Origin of the sequence: Pseudoclavibacter helvolus (assembly GCF_049707175.1) — a bacterium.
GTDB lineage: Bacteria > Actinomycetota > Actinomycetes > Actinomycetales > Microbacteriaceae > Pseudoclavibacter > Pseudoclavibacter helvolus_A.
The window spans coordinates 43,528-57,190 of the sequence record NZ_JBNAFM010000001.1; the positions used below are offsets into that span (position 1 = coordinate 43,528).

A 13,663-nucleotide genomic window follows, 5' to 3' on the forward strand; every position below is an offset into this window, starting at 1 on the left:
CCGACGCCCACAAGCCCTTCACATCAGCACCGAGGAACCAGCCGAGACCACGAACCGGCCCCTGCTGGCCCCGGAACGTGAGCCCGCCAGCGCGTACAACCAAACGACCAGTCAAAGCAGCCCCCTCATCGCCACGCGTTCGCGAGCTTCTGCACGACAACTTCCCCGACCGCCGAAGCGGGCAGGCCGTCGCCGTTCACGTGGACCGTTGTGTTCCCGCCCTGACCTGCACCGAACTGCGCCTCCCCCGCCGCGAAGTCGTAGGAAGCGCGCTGCGCGTTCCGCGCGAACGCCACATCCCCGAACCGGTCAACACCCAACGACGCCGTAGCCGACCCGTCGAACGAATCGAACTCCGACTGGATGCCACCAAGCGCCGAAACGACACCCGACTTCTCCGAGTTCAAAGCCGACGCGACCGACTGTCCGAACGTCTCACCAACCGACATGCCCGAGTAAGCAACCCACCCGCGACCCGAGAACGGACCCTCCTTCGCAGGAGAGAACGGGAACAAGTCACGAATGCCCGCAAGGCCGTCCTCGACGAACCCCTTCGCGCCCTCGAACGCCGACGAAATCCCATCCAGGAAGCCCTGAATCAGCGACTTGCCGGACTCGACCAGCCACTCACCAATGCCGGTGAAGAAGCCCATGATCTGCTCAGGCAGCGCCTGCAGGAAGTTCGTCACCTGCGTGATGCGGCCCTGGACTTCGTTCACGAAACCCTCGACGGCGCGAACGATCGTCCCCCAGAGGCTCATGAAGAACACCGAGATCGCACCCCACACCGTGTTCCAGGTGGTGGAGATCGCGTTCACCACGTTCGTGATGACCGTCTGCACGAGGGTGATGTACGCGGTGACACCAGCGACGATCCAACCCCACACCGTGGAGATGACAATCGAGATGCCGTTCCAGATGTTCGTCCACACCGTGGTGATGACATTCAGGACGGTCGTGATGATCGTCATGACGATGTTGATGTACGTCGTCACCGCGAGCACGACCAGGTTCCACACGAACTGGAACACCGTCACGATGCCGTTCCACAGCCAGTTCCAAGCCGCCACGATGGCCGTCAGGACCGTCGTGATGATGAGCATGACCGTGTTGATGTACCACGTGATGTAACCCACGATGAGGCCCCACACGAACTGCACGGCAGTGACGATCCCGTTCCACACGTTCGTGAAGAACGCGCCGAGGAACGTGAACACCGTCGTAGCGACCGCCACGATGTTGTTCCACGCCTCACCCAAGAAGCGAGTGAACTCCGTCCAGATCGCCTGCCCGAGCTCCGTCTGCGTGAAGAACCACACCAGGCCCGCGACGAGCGCCGCGATCGCGAGAACCACGAGCATGATCGGGTTCGCCGACATGGCCGCGTTCATCAACCACTGCGCAGCAGCAGCCGCCTTCGTCGCCACCGACGTTGCAACCATCGCGACCCGCTGTGCGACCAGAGCCGCCGTAGCGCGCACGTTCGCCAGCAAGCCACCGTTCGTCGCCGCAGTGTTCGCGACCTGAGCAGTCGTCGCCGCAGCCGTAGACCGCGCAACCTGCATATCGATCAGCGCGCGCGACAAGCCGAGCGTGTTCGACGCCAGAAGGATGGGTGCCTGCGCCACCTGGGCCGCAGTGAACGCGGAGGAAGCGACCCTCCACGCCACGAACCCAGCCACCAGGACGGGCATCCACGCGATGATCGTGTCGATGTTGTCCGCCAGGAAACCGAGTGCGCCGGCCACGAGTGGAACGACGCTGGTGAACAACGTCACCATCGACGAACCGATCTCGGGCATTTGCGCGCCAAACTCCTGGAATGCAGGGGTCAACGTGGTGATGCTCGCGCCGATGCTCGAGAGAGCGCCACTCCCGCCACCTAGTGACGCCAAAAACGCATCCCAGGAAGAGAAGTCCAGGGTCGACGAGAGCTCGCGAATCCACGCAACCGCGCCCGCCACGAACCCGCCGAACGCGACACCGAGCGCTGCCGCCTTTGGGGTGATCGCATCCAGCATGGAAGTCGCGTCGCCGAGCAAGGGTTTGAGCTGGGAGAAGAACCCGCCGCCCTCACCGCCGGCGTCGAGGAACGCAGCACCCACACGCGACACCGCGGCCCACACGTTGTCCCAAGCCCCGACAAACGAGGTCTGGCCCATGACGCCCGCAGCACCGCCCACGTTCTTGTCGATGGCCGAGAAGAACAACTCCGAAGAGATTTGCCCCTCCGACGCCATCTTGGAGACTTCGTCAGCGGTGACGCCTGCCTCTTCAGCAATCCACTGGTAGATCGGGAGGCCGCGGTCGCGGAGCTGGTTCAGTTCCGCCGTGTACGCCTTCTGCCCCGACTGGACCTGGTTGAAGATCGACCCCATGTCGGAGAACTCGACGCCCGCGATAGCGGCAGTGTCACCGACTGACTTGAGGTACTTCTCGAGTTCCTGGCCTGCCGGGATTCCGGCGGCGACCGCCGAAGACGCCGCGGTGGCTGCATCGCCAAGCCCGAACGCGGTCCCCTTGACTGAGGCCAGAGCGTTGTCCATGATGCCCTGCACGGACGCCGCGTCATGCCCGAGCGCTCCGAGCTTCGAACGCGCAGTATCGATCGTGACGAGACGCTCGAAACCGGACGACACTGCCGTCGTGACCGCCGCGGCCACCCCAGCGCCAGCAGCCACTGCACCCACCTTGAGGCCAGTCACCATGCCCGACGACATGCGGTCCCAGATGCTCCGGGTAGCCCCGTCGATGCGCGGCCCAGCCGCCTCGACGCCCTTGACCATGCCATCGGCGATCTGAGACGTGCTCGGCAGCACGGACACGTATACAGCGGCGAGTTCTGGACCCATGCGGCTACCCCCGGAAACACGAAAGGCACCCCGAAGGGTGCCTTTAGGTGGAGCGACAGGAGCCGCTAGAGCTATGTGACGAGAACCGCCATGTCCGCGTCATCCATGCGCGCTTTGCGCCGGACGTTGCACCGGAGGTGACTCAATCGGTAGTTCGTGAGTTCGTCCGGACCCCCGAGAGAGCGCGGGATGACATGGTCGACGGACTTGCTCAAAGGTTCGGGGTAAGCAAGAGTGAGATCAACGTCACAACCGCATATTCCGCATGCAATCCCGTCCCGGGCCACCAGGGCGGGCACATGACGCGTCAGGTGCGGTGCACGGCACTTCGAGCAGCATGAAGCGCTCGAATATTTGCGCTTGCCACCGGGCGACCTCGCCGTCATGTCGATCTTGCCGCCGCATTGCGCGCACTCGCGTTCGGCAGGGCGGACTCCCCGACCGACCATCACGGCGCAAGATCGAGAGCAGTATCGGCGGAACTCGCCCGCATCGGGTATCTCGCCAGCGCACGTCACGCACGCGTCGAAGTCCGACCAGACCCAAGCCTGGGAGCTGTCCTCTACCGAGCCATTCCGCTTCATTCGTGAGTTGTGGGTGTCGCAGAAGTTGTTCTTGCGGCGGGGCTTAGTGCACCCGTCCGCCCCGCAGACCGGCTGGCACTCCTCGGAACACCAGATCCGCCACTTCGGCGTCTTCGCGTAGTGACGCCCGCAAGTCACACACGGCTTCCCGAGCGGGTGCCCCGTTGACCTCTGCGCGCCATAGTGCGTCTGACAGAGACCGTGCGCATAGCGTCGCTTCGAGCAAGACTCGAGACTGCAAGTAGACTGTTCCACAGCCGTTTCTCCTTCTAGCCAAGGTGATCGGTCAGGCCCGGGCGAGTGTTGGTAGCACTCGGTTTCGGGCCGTCCTTATTCTACCTCGCCCGCATCCCTCACGCCCGAAATGGGCGCAAGGGATGCGATCAGGAGCGCTTCACGAACCGACCCCGCGAATCCCGCGGCGGCTTGTAGTCGAAGTCGAACTGCTCGACGGTCGGAGTGGGCGTGCTGTTCCACCCCAGCCACTCGCGCATGTCCTCGATCGGCAGCGGCTTCTTCCCGAACTTCTTCGGGCGCGCACCAGGGCGCGGGTACGGCTTCGGACGGTTCCGGTTCTTGGAACCGTCCTTCGTCTTCGCCCACACCAGCAGCGACAGCAAGTCGATCTGCTCAGCGAGGAGCATCCGTTCCAGATCCCACGGCGCATCGTCCGGCTCACGGGCCCGCCAAAACGCGGACTCGTGAGGCGGCATGCACTGCAAGATCACCTTGAAGTCACGCCACGACAACGCCTCGGACCCGAGATCGTCGGCACGCAGACCGTGCCGGATGAGGTCATACTCGATGGCCTCCGGATGCTCGGTTAGGAGTTCTCGGAGGCCTTGGATTCCCCCACCGTGACGCCCGAGTCGGACTGCCAGTCCTTCATGAACTCCTCGTACGCGATGAACGGCAGCGCCTTGAACTCCACGCCGAGACCGTCCGCGATCTCGTCGAGCACCGCGTACGGGCCACCGAACTCGCCCGGACGCCCCAGCTTGTCCACGAACTCACCCTTGAGGTACTTGAACTTCGGAATCTCGAACGACTTCTCCGGGAAGTCCACGGAGTACACGTTCTGCTTGATGGACTGCTTGTAGTCAGGAACCTTGAAACCCATGTGCTGGCCTTTCGATGATCGCGCAGCCGGAAAGAGTGAAGCTCGGGGCGTGGCAGGCCAGCGCGGAAAACCACGCCCCGAGGTGTCGGGCTCTACGCGGCGGTCTTCACGCCGTCGTCGAGCAGCTTGTACGCCTTGACGCCCGCGGCGTCAGGCAGGCATTCGATGGTCACGTCGTAACCGATGACCTCGGCGTCCGCGTAGGTCACGTCGCCGAGCTCCGAGATCACGCCGTGCGGGACGAAGATGCGGATGCGGGCGTCGCCGTCCTTGATCTCGAACACGTACGACTTCGGCTTGAGCTCCGCGCCCGTGATGCGGATCTGGTGGAGCGTGCCCGTGGACGCCGTCGCCGGGGTCACGTCGACGTTGTCGTCGCCGTAGATCGTCTGCAGCACGGTCGTGTTGAGCGCCTCGATGAACGTGAACTGGTAGGTGACGCCGTGCTCGGTGCGCACGATCTTCACCGTGTCGCCACCCCACGCCTTGATCTTCTCCGTGGAGAGTTCCGTCGCCTCGGTGACGCCGTCCTCGTGGATGTACCCAGCCGGCGAGAACGCCGTCAGGGACGAAGTAGTGGTCGTGGGCGCTTCAACGCCCACGCTTCCGATGAGAACGCCGCCAGCCGCATCGGGGCGGCCACTGACGACGTTCGTAACTTTGTTGGCCACTGTGTGCCCTCTCAGGTTTTTGCGCTGGCCTGAGATGAGTTAGAGCGCGACCCCTCGAACGTCCGCTTGGACGAAGAACTGGTAGCGCGGCTTGTTCGTGTCCGGGTCCGCGAGATACGTGATCCCGCCGCCGTCCACGACTCGCGTGAACGAGTCCGTGGCCCGCGCGATCGCGAGCATGTGTGCACGCATCAGCGATGCGAAGCTCGAAGCGGTGACCGTGTCCGGCCCCCAGCATTCGACGAGTACGCGGGCGGTGTCCGTGGCGATGTCCCGCTGCGAGCCACCCACGCGAGAGACGCGAGCGAACAGCCTCGGCAGTGGTGACGGCGCTTTCGTCGCGACGCTCCCACCCGCCTCACTCGCAGGAGGGCGGAGGTACGCGACGACCATCGCTTCCACGTCAGGGAAAACGATGACCTCGCTCATGCGCCTGCGTCCAGATTGCGGAGGAGCGTGTTGTCCCGGGCGTTCTTCCGGATGGCCTGCGGCGTCGCCGCGATGACAGCGCCACGCGTTCGCGTAGCACCCTCGCTCGTGACCGCCTCAAACCCAGGACCAGAAGCAGCAGCGATGCGCCCAACACGACCATCGATGTCCAATGCAGGATCACGTCGGATCGCCTCGAACGTGGGCAAGTTCCACTTGATCTTCTGGATCTTCACCCCGTCACCACCTTCAACGACACGACGTTCCCCTGGCGAGCTCGACGTGGATGACGCCACTCGCGAGTGATGCCATCCACCTCATACGTGACGCCGCGAGCGACCACACGGTCGCGAGGGTTCAGGACTTCCTTCGCGGGCAGGTACACGGTCGGTTCCGAGATAACACGGTCGTGGCCGTCCATCGCGGGCTCAGACGTGCCGCCCGGATCGAACGCGTAGATGCCCACCCTTTCGGGCGGCAACCACGCCTCTTCGACGTTGCCGTGCGCGTCAGGCTCACCAGCAGCGAACCGTTCGACATGCACGTACTCAGAAACAGCGCGCAAGTCCACCCCTATCCCCGGACAACACCGAAACGATGCCGCCAGATATGCTCACCGCATGACTGCGAAAACGAAGACAGGACGATGGAAGCTCTGGCTGATCGGCGGCGTGGCGGCGTTCATCGCCCTCATCGTCATAGTTGGAGTCGCGTCCAACGGAAGCACCCCAGCAGAGACACCAGCAGCGGAACCAACCGAAACGGTCGCCCCCGCCGAGACCGTCGAGGAAGCCCCCGCCGAAACGGAAGCCGCCCCCGCAGAGCCAGCAACCGACCTCGGCGCGGACGTGCAAGCAGCGCTCCTCGCCGCGAACGGCGTCGACAACTTCCAAGCCCTCGAAGCCACCAGCCCAGGATTCTGGATCGCGAGCATCGAAACGCTCAACACCAGCACCGTCCGCGTGAACTTCCAAACCGAACTCACCGACGAAGAACGCGGACAATACGGCGACTGGGTGTTGAACATGGCCTGCGGAACAACCACAGACCTCTCGACCGTTGTCGTGCGGGACACCAGCGGCATCGACAGCAACCGATTCCTCAGCGACTCACCACGACCAAACGCCTGCGCCTGACCCGAAGAACGGGGAAGTCGACGGCATCAGGTCGATGGAGAACGCCCCCTTGTTGCGGACGCCCTGGAGCTTCGCGAGTTCGTCACTCGTCAACCCCAACCCGCCAGGAACATCACCGCCGAACGTCTCGGAGTCCGTGTAGGGGCCCGTCGTCGTAGACCGCTGACGCATGCCCTCCGGGTTCCGGAAAACACGCATCACCATCGCCGCAGCGACATCCTTCGCCGTCTCCAACAAGTCCGTCAGAGGCTCAGGAAGCATCGCCTCCGCGTCAATACGCGCCTGCAAATCAGGGACACGGAACCGCATCTCCCGCTCCGCCTTGTCCAACCATGTCTGGACCAGCGAGATCGACTCGGGAGCATCCTCACCGATCCACGCGTCCAACACATCAGACGGATCAGTCCAAGACATGCCGCCCCCTTAGGTGGTCTTGCGTGGCCTGCCGCGCTTCGGCTTCTCAGACTCGGGCTTCTCTGCGCCCGCGGGCTTCCACCCCAACTGCAGGAGACGAGACTCGAGAGCCTCGTCTCCCACAGATACGGCGGTGCCGGCAGGCGACACCAGGTCAGTCATCAGACCGTGGCGTTCGCGTACTTCACGAACGAAGCCGTGTCGCTGACATCCCAGCCGTACTCGGCCTCCGCGCGGATCGCGACGAGGTTGTGCTCGAACAGCGAGACGAGCTCGCCGCCGATCGTGACGGTGGCGTGCGTGGACACGTCGTAGGTGATGCCGCCGACGACGCCCCAGGCTGCCTTCGCCCAGTTGCCGCCGAATCCGACGACCGGGTCCTTGCCGACGCCGTCACCGAGGAACGCCTGACGCCCGAGGACGCGGCCCCCGCGGACGATGGCCGCGGCGTCCTCGATCGGGGAGTCGATGAACAGCGGGCGGCCGTTCTTGTCGACCGCGCCGTTGAACAGCGGTTCAGCGGTCGAGTCGAAGGCGAAGCCCGTGAGGCGCTTGCCTGCGTTGACGAGCAGCGCGAGGCCAGCGTTGAGGTCCGCGTGCAGACCGCCAGCCTCAGCGAGCGCCGTCCCGAGCTCGACGCTCTTCGTGGTCGCCGCGATGAAGTTGCCGGCACCGAACGGAGTGTCCGTCCCGTGCAGTGCAGCTGCGTCGAACGCGACCGCGAAGGCCTCAGCGAGGTCCAGCTTGAGGTCGTCGATGTATCCGCCCGGGTTGGCGCGCACCGTCTCAGCCGAGACGACGGAGATCGCAGCGAGCTTCTTCGGAGCGATCTTACGGATCGCCTTGCCGCCCTCGGTGGTGGGCTTCTGTGCGCCCTCCGCGACCCACGCTGCCTTGGGCTTCGCGGTCGTGTAGGCGACCTCGACGCCGTTCGCGCCGATCGGGATCTGACGGACGAGCTGCTGCACGACGGACGACTTGCGTGCCTCGTCGAAGATCGCGCCCGCTTCCGTGGGCTTGATGAATCCAGCGAACTGGCTGGTTGTGGTGGGGGCCGTCTGGGCCATGTGGTTCTCCTAGTTCTTTCGCATCAGGCGATGCCGAGTGCTTGTTTGATGGCCTTCTCGAGGCCGTCGCCGTTCAACGCCAGTTCCGGCGAGGTGCCCTCATCAGGGATGACGTATGAAGTGGCGGTGGGAGCGTTCTCTGCGGTCTTGGCAACGAGTTCGCGGACCTTCGCTGCGGACTTCGCCAGGAGGTCGGGAGTCGCACCCTGCACCAGGTCCTGGTAGTCCTTCGGGATCTCGTACTCAGCGATCACGAGGAGACGGTCGCGTTCCGATTCCGCAGCCGACGCGCGGGTGGAGAGTTCGTCGAACTTCTCCTGGCGTCGCTGCTCTTCGGTCTTCTCTCGGTCCTCGTAGTCCTTGAGTCGAGCGGCGAGGTTCTTGGCGGTCTTCTCTGCCTCGTCGCGAGCTTCGCGCTCCGCGGCGAGGGCTTTCTTCCCACCAGGACCGAGCTCATCACCAGGCTTGGGCGCTTCCGCCTTCGTCTCAGCGAGTGGGTGCCCCTCTGGGAGCTCCTGCGTCTCGTTCTCGTTGCTTTCAGCCACAGCGGGCTCCCTTCGTGTTGCGGCATCGCACCGCGCGAGCCCGAATCCATCGCGGAAACGGGCATGAAAAAAGCCGCCCCGGAGGACGGCTGGATCTCGGTCGGCTACTTCAAGCCGAGGTCGTAGCGCATGTTGGACAGGAGCGCCTTCGTGGACGTGTCCCCCTCGTTACCGGGGCGGTCCACCGTGAGGCTCTTCACGATGCCGAGGGCGTCGTTCTTCGCGGCAACATCCAACGAATCGCCCTCGAACGACGGAGCCGCAGAACATCGACACCAGTCGTGGTAGTTCGACGCGGCGGACTGCGTCCGGTACCTGTTCCCAAGCGACGCGAGCCACACGCACCACGCGCAGCACCCAGGCGCGTTCACTCGCACCCATGTCGTTCCCGGCGTTGCACGAACATCCGACACCGTTTGCCCGCGAGCCGCATCCGCGATCGTCTTCTGTGCTCGCCCCGTCAAACGCGACAGGATCAACTCACTACTCGGGTCGTCGAACTTGTCCGGGAAGAACAACGGCTCGAGCGCCCAGAACACCAGGCCCGCGAAGCTCTCCGTGGACGGCAGCGGGTTCCTTGCCGGCAGGCTGAGCGCAGTCGGCGAAGACTCCTCGAACCACTCGCGGGCAAGGTCGATCGCGGCAGACGCCATCGGCGTCACCAACATCGGCATGACCTCGATGAGCGTGTCCCGCTGCACAGAAGCGTCGAACCGAGACACCTGCGACAGGACAGTGGAGGTCTCCGCGACAGCCAACGTCGACAAGTCGTCGACAGCCCCGCGGAACACCTCCACATCCTTCATCGTGGTCACGGCGCGACCGCCGCCACGGCAGGATCAGCCGCACGAGCCGCCTCCGCAGACGCCGCGAGGCGCTCCACGAGCGTGCCCGTCAGGTTGCGAGCCATCTCGGCTTTGAACCGAATGATCTGCTCCCGTGAGAGGCCCGACATTTCGAGGCCAACCTCGGACGTGCCGAACCCTTCGATAACCGAAGCTCGCTTCACGAAGGCATCTGCCTGCGCTCCCGGCGAAACAACAGCTGGATCGGTGAACTGAGCGGACAGTCGCCGCATCTCGGGCGGGATTGATGTGGTCCCATCCCGCAGCATTACCGCGAGACCAGCCGCATCAACGGCACCCTGCCCCCACGCGCTGTTCGCGTCGCGGGTCACCGTGATCAGCGTTTCCTTCGCGGCGAAAATCGCATCAGCGGACGAAGGGTTCGAGGAGTCGGCGTACTTGACTTCGAGGTCCTGATCCTCCGCGAAGTTCGCCTGCCACATGCGCAGCTGGTCCGTGTGCGGCTGCGGCGACGCACCAGCGAAGCGGTGCAGTTCCGGCTTGGGGTCGCCCTCCTCGTACTCGAGCGCCTTGATGCGACCCATCACAGCAGTCCACTTGTCCGTGCCCTGGAACGCCGAAACGTCAGCACCGAACAACCAATACTCGGGAGCCGAGTAGAACTCTGCCGACACCTCAGCGCGCACAATTGTGCGCAATCCCGCGTCGGCGTAGTACATCGACGCTCGCGTGATGCGTGAGTGCCCCAAGGGGCGCTTGAGCTCGGCCCGATAGGGAAGCGGCGCGACCGTCACCCGTCCAAGCGGGTTCTTCTGCACCTCAACAGACCAGCCGCGGACTCCACGGGTAAGCGTCGCGACCTTGTCGGGCGTGTACAGGACAAGCAGCGACGCGTTGCCCTGATCGTCCACGTCAGCGACCGAGAGGAACCCTCTCAGTGCACGGCGGCGGCGGTCCCAGATAGCCGCAGAGTCCTCAGCCGCGCGGGCGAGGATCAGAACGCCAGGCTCCCCCGACTGAACGTCGCCGCGACTGACCGTGAGGAACGAGCAACCATGAACCGCCGAAGACACCTTCGCCTGCGGGAACTCCACCATGAACCGGTTGTCATACAGCACCTCGTCGAGCCCGAACGGGTCCTCCGTGCCGACCGGCGACACGAACCCCTCGAACTTCGAACGATCCGTGAGTGCGTTGACACCCTTCGTGCTCCACCCGAGCGCAGCAGCGACACCGCGCATCTGCGGCGGAAGTGAAATGCCGAAATCCTTGAGCGCCGCTTCGCCGTCGTAGTAGACAGTCCGTTCCATGTTGCGGGGTCGCTTCGCAGCCCACACACGGAGAAGCTCTCCCAGGAGATTCGCGTCAGCGTGGTCCAGAGCCAGTTCAGGGTTGCTCCCGATCAAAGGATCACCGCCTTCCTGCGCTCCCGCGTCTCTTTACGGACCTTGCCGCTGTTCAGTGCGATGCCGCGCCCCATTCGCGCGCCGACGAGGCACACGGCCAGGTCGACGAGCTTCTTCGAATCGCGGGACACCTTGCCGAGCGTGAAACCCCACTGGTTCGGGCGGCGCTTCGCGTTGTGCGCGTGCACCCTCAACGCGGGGTTGCCGTCATGCTTGAAAGCGCCCTCGTCGTCGATCTCGTTGGCTGTGAGCATCGCAACCTCCGTGAACAGTTGGTTGCGTTTCGCCCCGCCAGAGGCGGACATACGCATGTCGAACATGACCGCGTTGCCGCCCGTCCCGGGAGTCGCCCAGACCTTGACTTTGTCGCGGAAATCGCGGTGCCAAGCATCGATCGCGGCTTTCCAGTACAGGGCTTCGTCCGCGTCGTCAGTCGCCGGTGATGGGTCCACCCCAAACCATGTCACTTTGAACCGAGCGAACGCGGCACGGACCTCCGCGTCGACCTCCTCGCGAGGAGCGAGCCAACCAGTACCCCGGTCACCGTGCGGACGCTGCCACACGCCGAGGACGAAGACTGCACCATCGGAGAGGCGGCAGGCCACAAGCCCCGTCGCGTCCGACGACTTCGAGCAGTCGAGGAACATCGCAATCTGGTCGCCGTCGCCTAGCCCCATCTGGTCGTCAGCGAGCGCGTCGAACTTGCGCGGATCAATCCACGAGTCCTCCGCCGCAGCGATGCCGTTGAAGTAGAAGCGAATCGAGTCACCAGGGGACGTGCGAGGGTCCAGCGCCTCCGCCTCGAGACGATCCAGATCGGCCCACGCCGCATCCGAGTACGCCTGCTCGAGGCCAGCGCGACGTTCCTCATCAACATGCAAGCGCATCGACGGGTCAGCCTCAACTGAGTCGTAGAGGATGTCCTGACGCAGTCCCGGGAACATGCCAGAGATCTGCTTCTGCCAAGCATCGAACGACCGCTCAGCGACCGAGTCCATGCCCTGCCGGTGCGCGTTCGTGAACTCGCACAAGCGGGCCTGCAACGTCGCCGGCGACTTCCCCACGTTTCGGCGAGCAACCTCAGCGATCTTGTGACCGCCAGAGGACTCCGTCATGTGGTGCGACTCGTTCAGAGCAATGAACGTCGCCGGGTCGCCCTCAGAGGACTTCTCCGACGCCGTCAACACCTCAGTGCGCCCACCATCCCGCAGGATCGTGCGCGTCTCCCCACAGTCGATGCCGAAGTAGTCGCGCGTCTCCGAACTGAACATGGCGTTCGCGATGCGAAGCATGTCCTTCGACTGAGCTTCCGAGTTCGACGCGATCTGCACCAACGGCAGCAGATGACGCATGCCCTCGAACGAGCCATCATCGTTCCGCACCAGCTGCGAACGCCCCACGAGCTCGAGGTTGCACATCGCCGCGCCGAACGGGTCCTTGCCTGTGCCCTTCGCGCCACGCTTCACGCCCGACCGGTACACGAACCGACCATGCTCGTCGAACGAGTACCAGAGCAGGATGAACTTCTTCTGCCCCGGCGTGAACCGCCACGGGCGACCCGTCAGGTAGTCAGTCAGCCCAGGCTCGTCGGTGCGCCACTCAGCCCAATCGATCAGATCCGGCCCCAGCGACGACCGAACGATCGCGGACTTCGCATCCGGCTCAGCCGGCCAAGGCACCGTCACGAATGCGCCAGTCAACGGGTCAACGCGATACCCAGGAAGCCGCTCAGAGCTCTCGATAGTCCTCAATGTTCGCGACCTCCGAAGACGACTCCGCAGTCACCGGGGAGTAAGTGATCTTGTTCGTGCGCCTCGAATCCGCCGTCGCCCACATCTGCGTCTCACGCGTCCGCAACTCCGCAGCCCGCGTGTTATCGCCCGCGAACACCGCGTCAGCGATCAACGCAGTCGCCAGAGCGAACGACCAATCCGAATCACGCCACGCAACGCAGTGCGGGAGCACAGTCAGCGCCGACCACCACGACTGCGTCATATCCGAGATGGTGACGTGCTCCGTGACCAACCCGTCTTCCTTCGAGACGTACTGGACAGTGCGATGCTCGGGAAGATCCGGCCTCGGACCCGTATACGGCACGTCAGGGAACGAAACCTGCTCATTGACCTTCGCGTTCCGGTTCCTCGCACCCTCCTTCTGAGGGGCACCCCGAAGGCTCATGAGCACCCCCTACTCGCGCACGCGCGTGGAAAGTTCGAAATCTGTACACACTGTCAGGCACTAAGCCGGTAGTAAGCCCGTGGAGGGGTGGGAGGGGGTGGTGGCCCCTATCCGAGTCCAGGGTGCTGTGCCTTGGGTCGGTAGCGTGAACGCTTCGCGATGCCTTCTTGCTGTTCACGCTTGGTCTTCACCTTGTGGCATGGAACGCAGACTGCTTGCCCGTTCTCTTTGCTGTCGTCTCCGCCGTTCGCGACGTTGCGAATGTGGTCTGCTTCGGTTGCGGTTCCGATGCATCCGTCGTAGCGGAGTTGGCATCGGTGGTTGTCGCGCTTGAGGATCGCTGCGCGTTTCGCTTTGGGGAACGATTGCCGGCTGCCTGACCAGGATGTGTTTCCTGGCCGTCTCGACTGCATGCGCTACTCCCTGCGATGGGCCAACACTGGTTGTGAGCGGCC

The 13,663-nt window shown here is 64.2% G+C and carries 17 protein-coding genes; 1 reads left to right on the top strand and 16 read right to left on the bottom strand.

Annotated features, from left to right (window positions below; genetic code table 11):
- Positions 1-125 precede the first annotated feature (125 nt).
- The 8 genes from ACPYN9_RS00250 to ACPYN9_RS00285 form a co-directional block, all read right to left on the bottom strand.
- Positions 126-2,852 (bottom strand): tape measure protein, encoded by a 2,727-nt coding sequence (locus ACPYN9_RS00250; RefSeq protein ID WP_424462879.1) that lies wholly within the window; start codon positions 2,850-2,852, stop codon positions 126-128.
- Between the two features lie 71 nt (positions 2,853-2,923).
- Positions 2,924-3,436, bottom strand: a complete 513-nt coding sequence (locus tag ACPYN9_RS00255; RefSeq protein ID WP_424462881.1) for an HNH endonuclease — start codon at positions 3,434-3,436, stop codon at positions 2,924-2,926.
- Between the two features lie 383 nt (positions 3,437-3,819).
- Entirely contained in the window at positions 3,820-4,149 is a 330-nt protein-coding gene (locus tag ACPYN9_RS00260) for a DUF5361 domain-containing protein (RefSeq protein WP_424462883.1), read from the bottom strand.
- Between the two features lie 110 nt (positions 4,150-4,259).
- Positions 4,260-4,556, bottom strand: coding sequence for a hypothetical protein (locus ACPYN9_RS00265; protein ID WP_424462885.1), 297 nt, complete (start codon positions 4,554-4,556; stop codon positions 4,260-4,262).
- Between the two features lie 92 nt (positions 4,557-4,648).
- Positions 4,649-5,227 carry a phage tail protein gene (locus ACPYN9_RS00270; RefSeq protein WP_424462887.1) on the bottom strand — a complete coding sequence of 193 codons (579 nt, stop codon included), beginning with the start codon at positions 5,225-5,227 and terminating at the stop codon, positions 4,649-4,651.
- A 39-nt stretch (positions 5,228-5,266) separates the two neighbouring features.
- A complete protein-coding gene (locus ACPYN9_RS00275) occupies positions 5,267-5,656 on the bottom strand; it encodes a hypothetical protein (RefSeq protein ID WP_424462889.1) in 390 nt (129 codons plus the stop codon).
- Positions 5,653-5,892 (bottom strand): hypothetical protein, encoded by a 240-nt coding sequence (locus ACPYN9_RS00280; RefSeq protein WP_424462891.1) that lies wholly within the window; start codon positions 5,890-5,892, stop codon positions 5,653-5,655. Before ACPYN9_RS00280 ends, ACPYN9_RS00275 begins: the two co-directional genes overlap by 4 nt.
- The gene (locus ACPYN9_RS00285) at positions 5,889-6,221 is read right to left on the bottom strand and encodes a hypothetical protein (RefSeq protein WP_424462893.1); all 333 of its coding nucleotides are present in this window, start codon (positions 6,219-6,221) and stop codon (positions 5,889-5,891) included. Before ACPYN9_RS00285 ends, ACPYN9_RS00280 begins: the two co-directional genes overlap by 4 nt.
- A 55-nt stretch (positions 6,222-6,276) precedes the next feature.
- Between ACPYN9_RS00285 and ACPYN9_RS00290 the strand changes: the two genes are divergently transcribed.
- Positions 6,277-6,792, top strand: a complete 516-nt coding sequence (locus ACPYN9_RS00290; protein WP_424462895.1) for a hypothetical protein — start codon at positions 6,277-6,279, stop codon at positions 6,790-6,792.
- Here the strand turns inward: ACPYN9_RS00290 and ACPYN9_RS00295 are convergent.
- From ACPYN9_RS00295 to ACPYN9_RS00330, 8 genes are all read right to left on the bottom strand, one after another.
- Entirely contained in the window at positions 6,766-7,206 is a 441-nt protein-coding gene (locus ACPYN9_RS00295) for a Gp19/Gp15/Gp42 family protein (protein WP_424462897.1), read from the bottom strand. The genes ACPYN9_RS00290 and ACPYN9_RS00295 overlap by 27 nt on opposite strands.
- A gap of 161 nt (positions 7,207-7,367) precedes the next feature.
- Positions 7,368-8,273: a phage major capsid protein gene (locus tag ACPYN9_RS00300; RefSeq protein ID WP_424462899.1), complete on the bottom strand. Its 906-nt coding sequence runs from the start codon at positions 8,271-8,273 to the stop codon at positions 7,368-7,370.
- A 23-nt stretch (positions 8,274-8,296) separates the two neighbouring features.
- On the bottom strand, positions 8,297-8,818 hold the full coding sequence (locus ACPYN9_RS00305) for a hypothetical protein (protein ID WP_424462901.1): 522 nt from the start codon (positions 8,816-8,818) through the stop codon (positions 8,297-8,299).
- Positions 8,819-8,922: 104 nt separating this feature from the next.
- Positions 8,923-9,633, bottom strand: coding sequence for a hypothetical protein (locus ACPYN9_RS00310; protein ID WP_424462903.1), 711 nt, complete (start codon positions 9,631-9,633; stop codon positions 8,923-8,925).
- Entirely contained in the window at positions 9,630-10,934 is a 1,305-nt protein-coding gene (locus tag ACPYN9_RS00315; RefSeq protein ID WP_424462905.1) for a hypothetical protein, read from the bottom strand. Before ACPYN9_RS00315 ends, ACPYN9_RS00310 begins: the two co-directional genes overlap by 4 nt.
- Before the next feature lie 92 nt (positions 10,935-11,026).
- Positions 11,027-12,715, bottom strand: a complete 1,689-nt coding sequence (locus tag ACPYN9_RS00320; protein WP_424462906.1) for a terminase — start codon at positions 12,713-12,715, stop codon at positions 11,027-11,029.
- 43 nt (positions 12,716-12,758) lie between these two features.
- On the bottom strand, positions 12,759-13,208 hold the full coding sequence (locus ACPYN9_RS00325) for a hypothetical protein (protein WP_424462908.1): 450 nt from the start codon (positions 13,206-13,208) through the stop codon (positions 12,759-12,761).
- A 107-nt stretch (positions 13,209-13,315) separates the two neighbouring features.
- A complete protein-coding gene (locus ACPYN9_RS00330; RefSeq protein ID WP_424462910.1) occupies positions 13,316-13,621 on the bottom strand; it encodes an HNH endonuclease in 306 nt (101 codons plus the stop codon).
- Positions 13,622-13,663 lie beyond the last annotated feature (42 nt).

Excerpts from the sequence above, each read along its gene's own strand:
- ACPYN9_RS00250 (WP_424462879.1), bottom strand. The coding sequence starts at position 2,852 with ATGGGTCCAGAACTCGCCGCTGTATACGTGTCCGTGCTGCCGAGCACG.
- ACPYN9_RS00255 (WP_424462881.1), bottom strand. The coding sequence starts at position 3,436 with ATGAAGCGGAATGGCTCGGTAGAGGACAGCTCCCAGGCTTGGGTCTGG.
- ACPYN9_RS00260 (WP_424462883.1), bottom strand. The coding sequence starts at position 4,149 with ATGCCGCCTCACGAGTCCGCGTTTTGGCGGGCCCGTGAGCCGGACGAT.
- ACPYN9_RS00265 (WP_424462885.1), bottom strand. The coding sequence starts at position 4,556 with ATGGGTTTCAAGGTTCCTGACTACAAGCAGTCCATCAAGCAGAACGTG.
- ACPYN9_RS00275 (WP_424462889.1), bottom strand. The coding sequence starts at position 5,656 with ATGAGCGAGGTCATCGTTTTCCCTGACGTGGAAGCGATGGTCGTCGCG.
- ACPYN9_RS00290 (WP_424462895.1), top strand. The coding sequence starts at position 6,277 with ATGACTGCGAAAACGAAGACAGGACGATGGAAGCTCTGGCTGATCGGC.
- ACPYN9_RS00295 (WP_424462897.1), bottom strand. The coding sequence starts at position 7,206 with ATGTCTTGGACTGATCCGTCTGATGTGTTGGACGCGTGGATCGGTGAG.
- ACPYN9_RS00300 (WP_424462899.1), bottom strand. The coding sequence starts at position 8,273 with ATGGCCCAGACGGCCCCCACCACAACCAGCCAGTTCGCTGGATTCATC.
- ACPYN9_RS00315 (WP_424462905.1), bottom strand. The coding sequence starts at position 10,934 with ATGGAACGGACTGTCTACTACGACGGCGAAGCGGCGCTCAAGGATTTC.
- ACPYN9_RS00325 (WP_424462908.1), bottom strand. The coding sequence starts at position 13,208 with ATGAGCCTTCGGGGTGCCCCTCAGAAGGAGGGTGCGAGGAACCGGAAC.
- ACPYN9_RS00330 (WP_424462910.1), bottom strand. The coding sequence starts at position 13,621 with ATGCAGTCGAGACGGCCAGGAAACACATCCTGGTCAGGCAGCCGGCAA.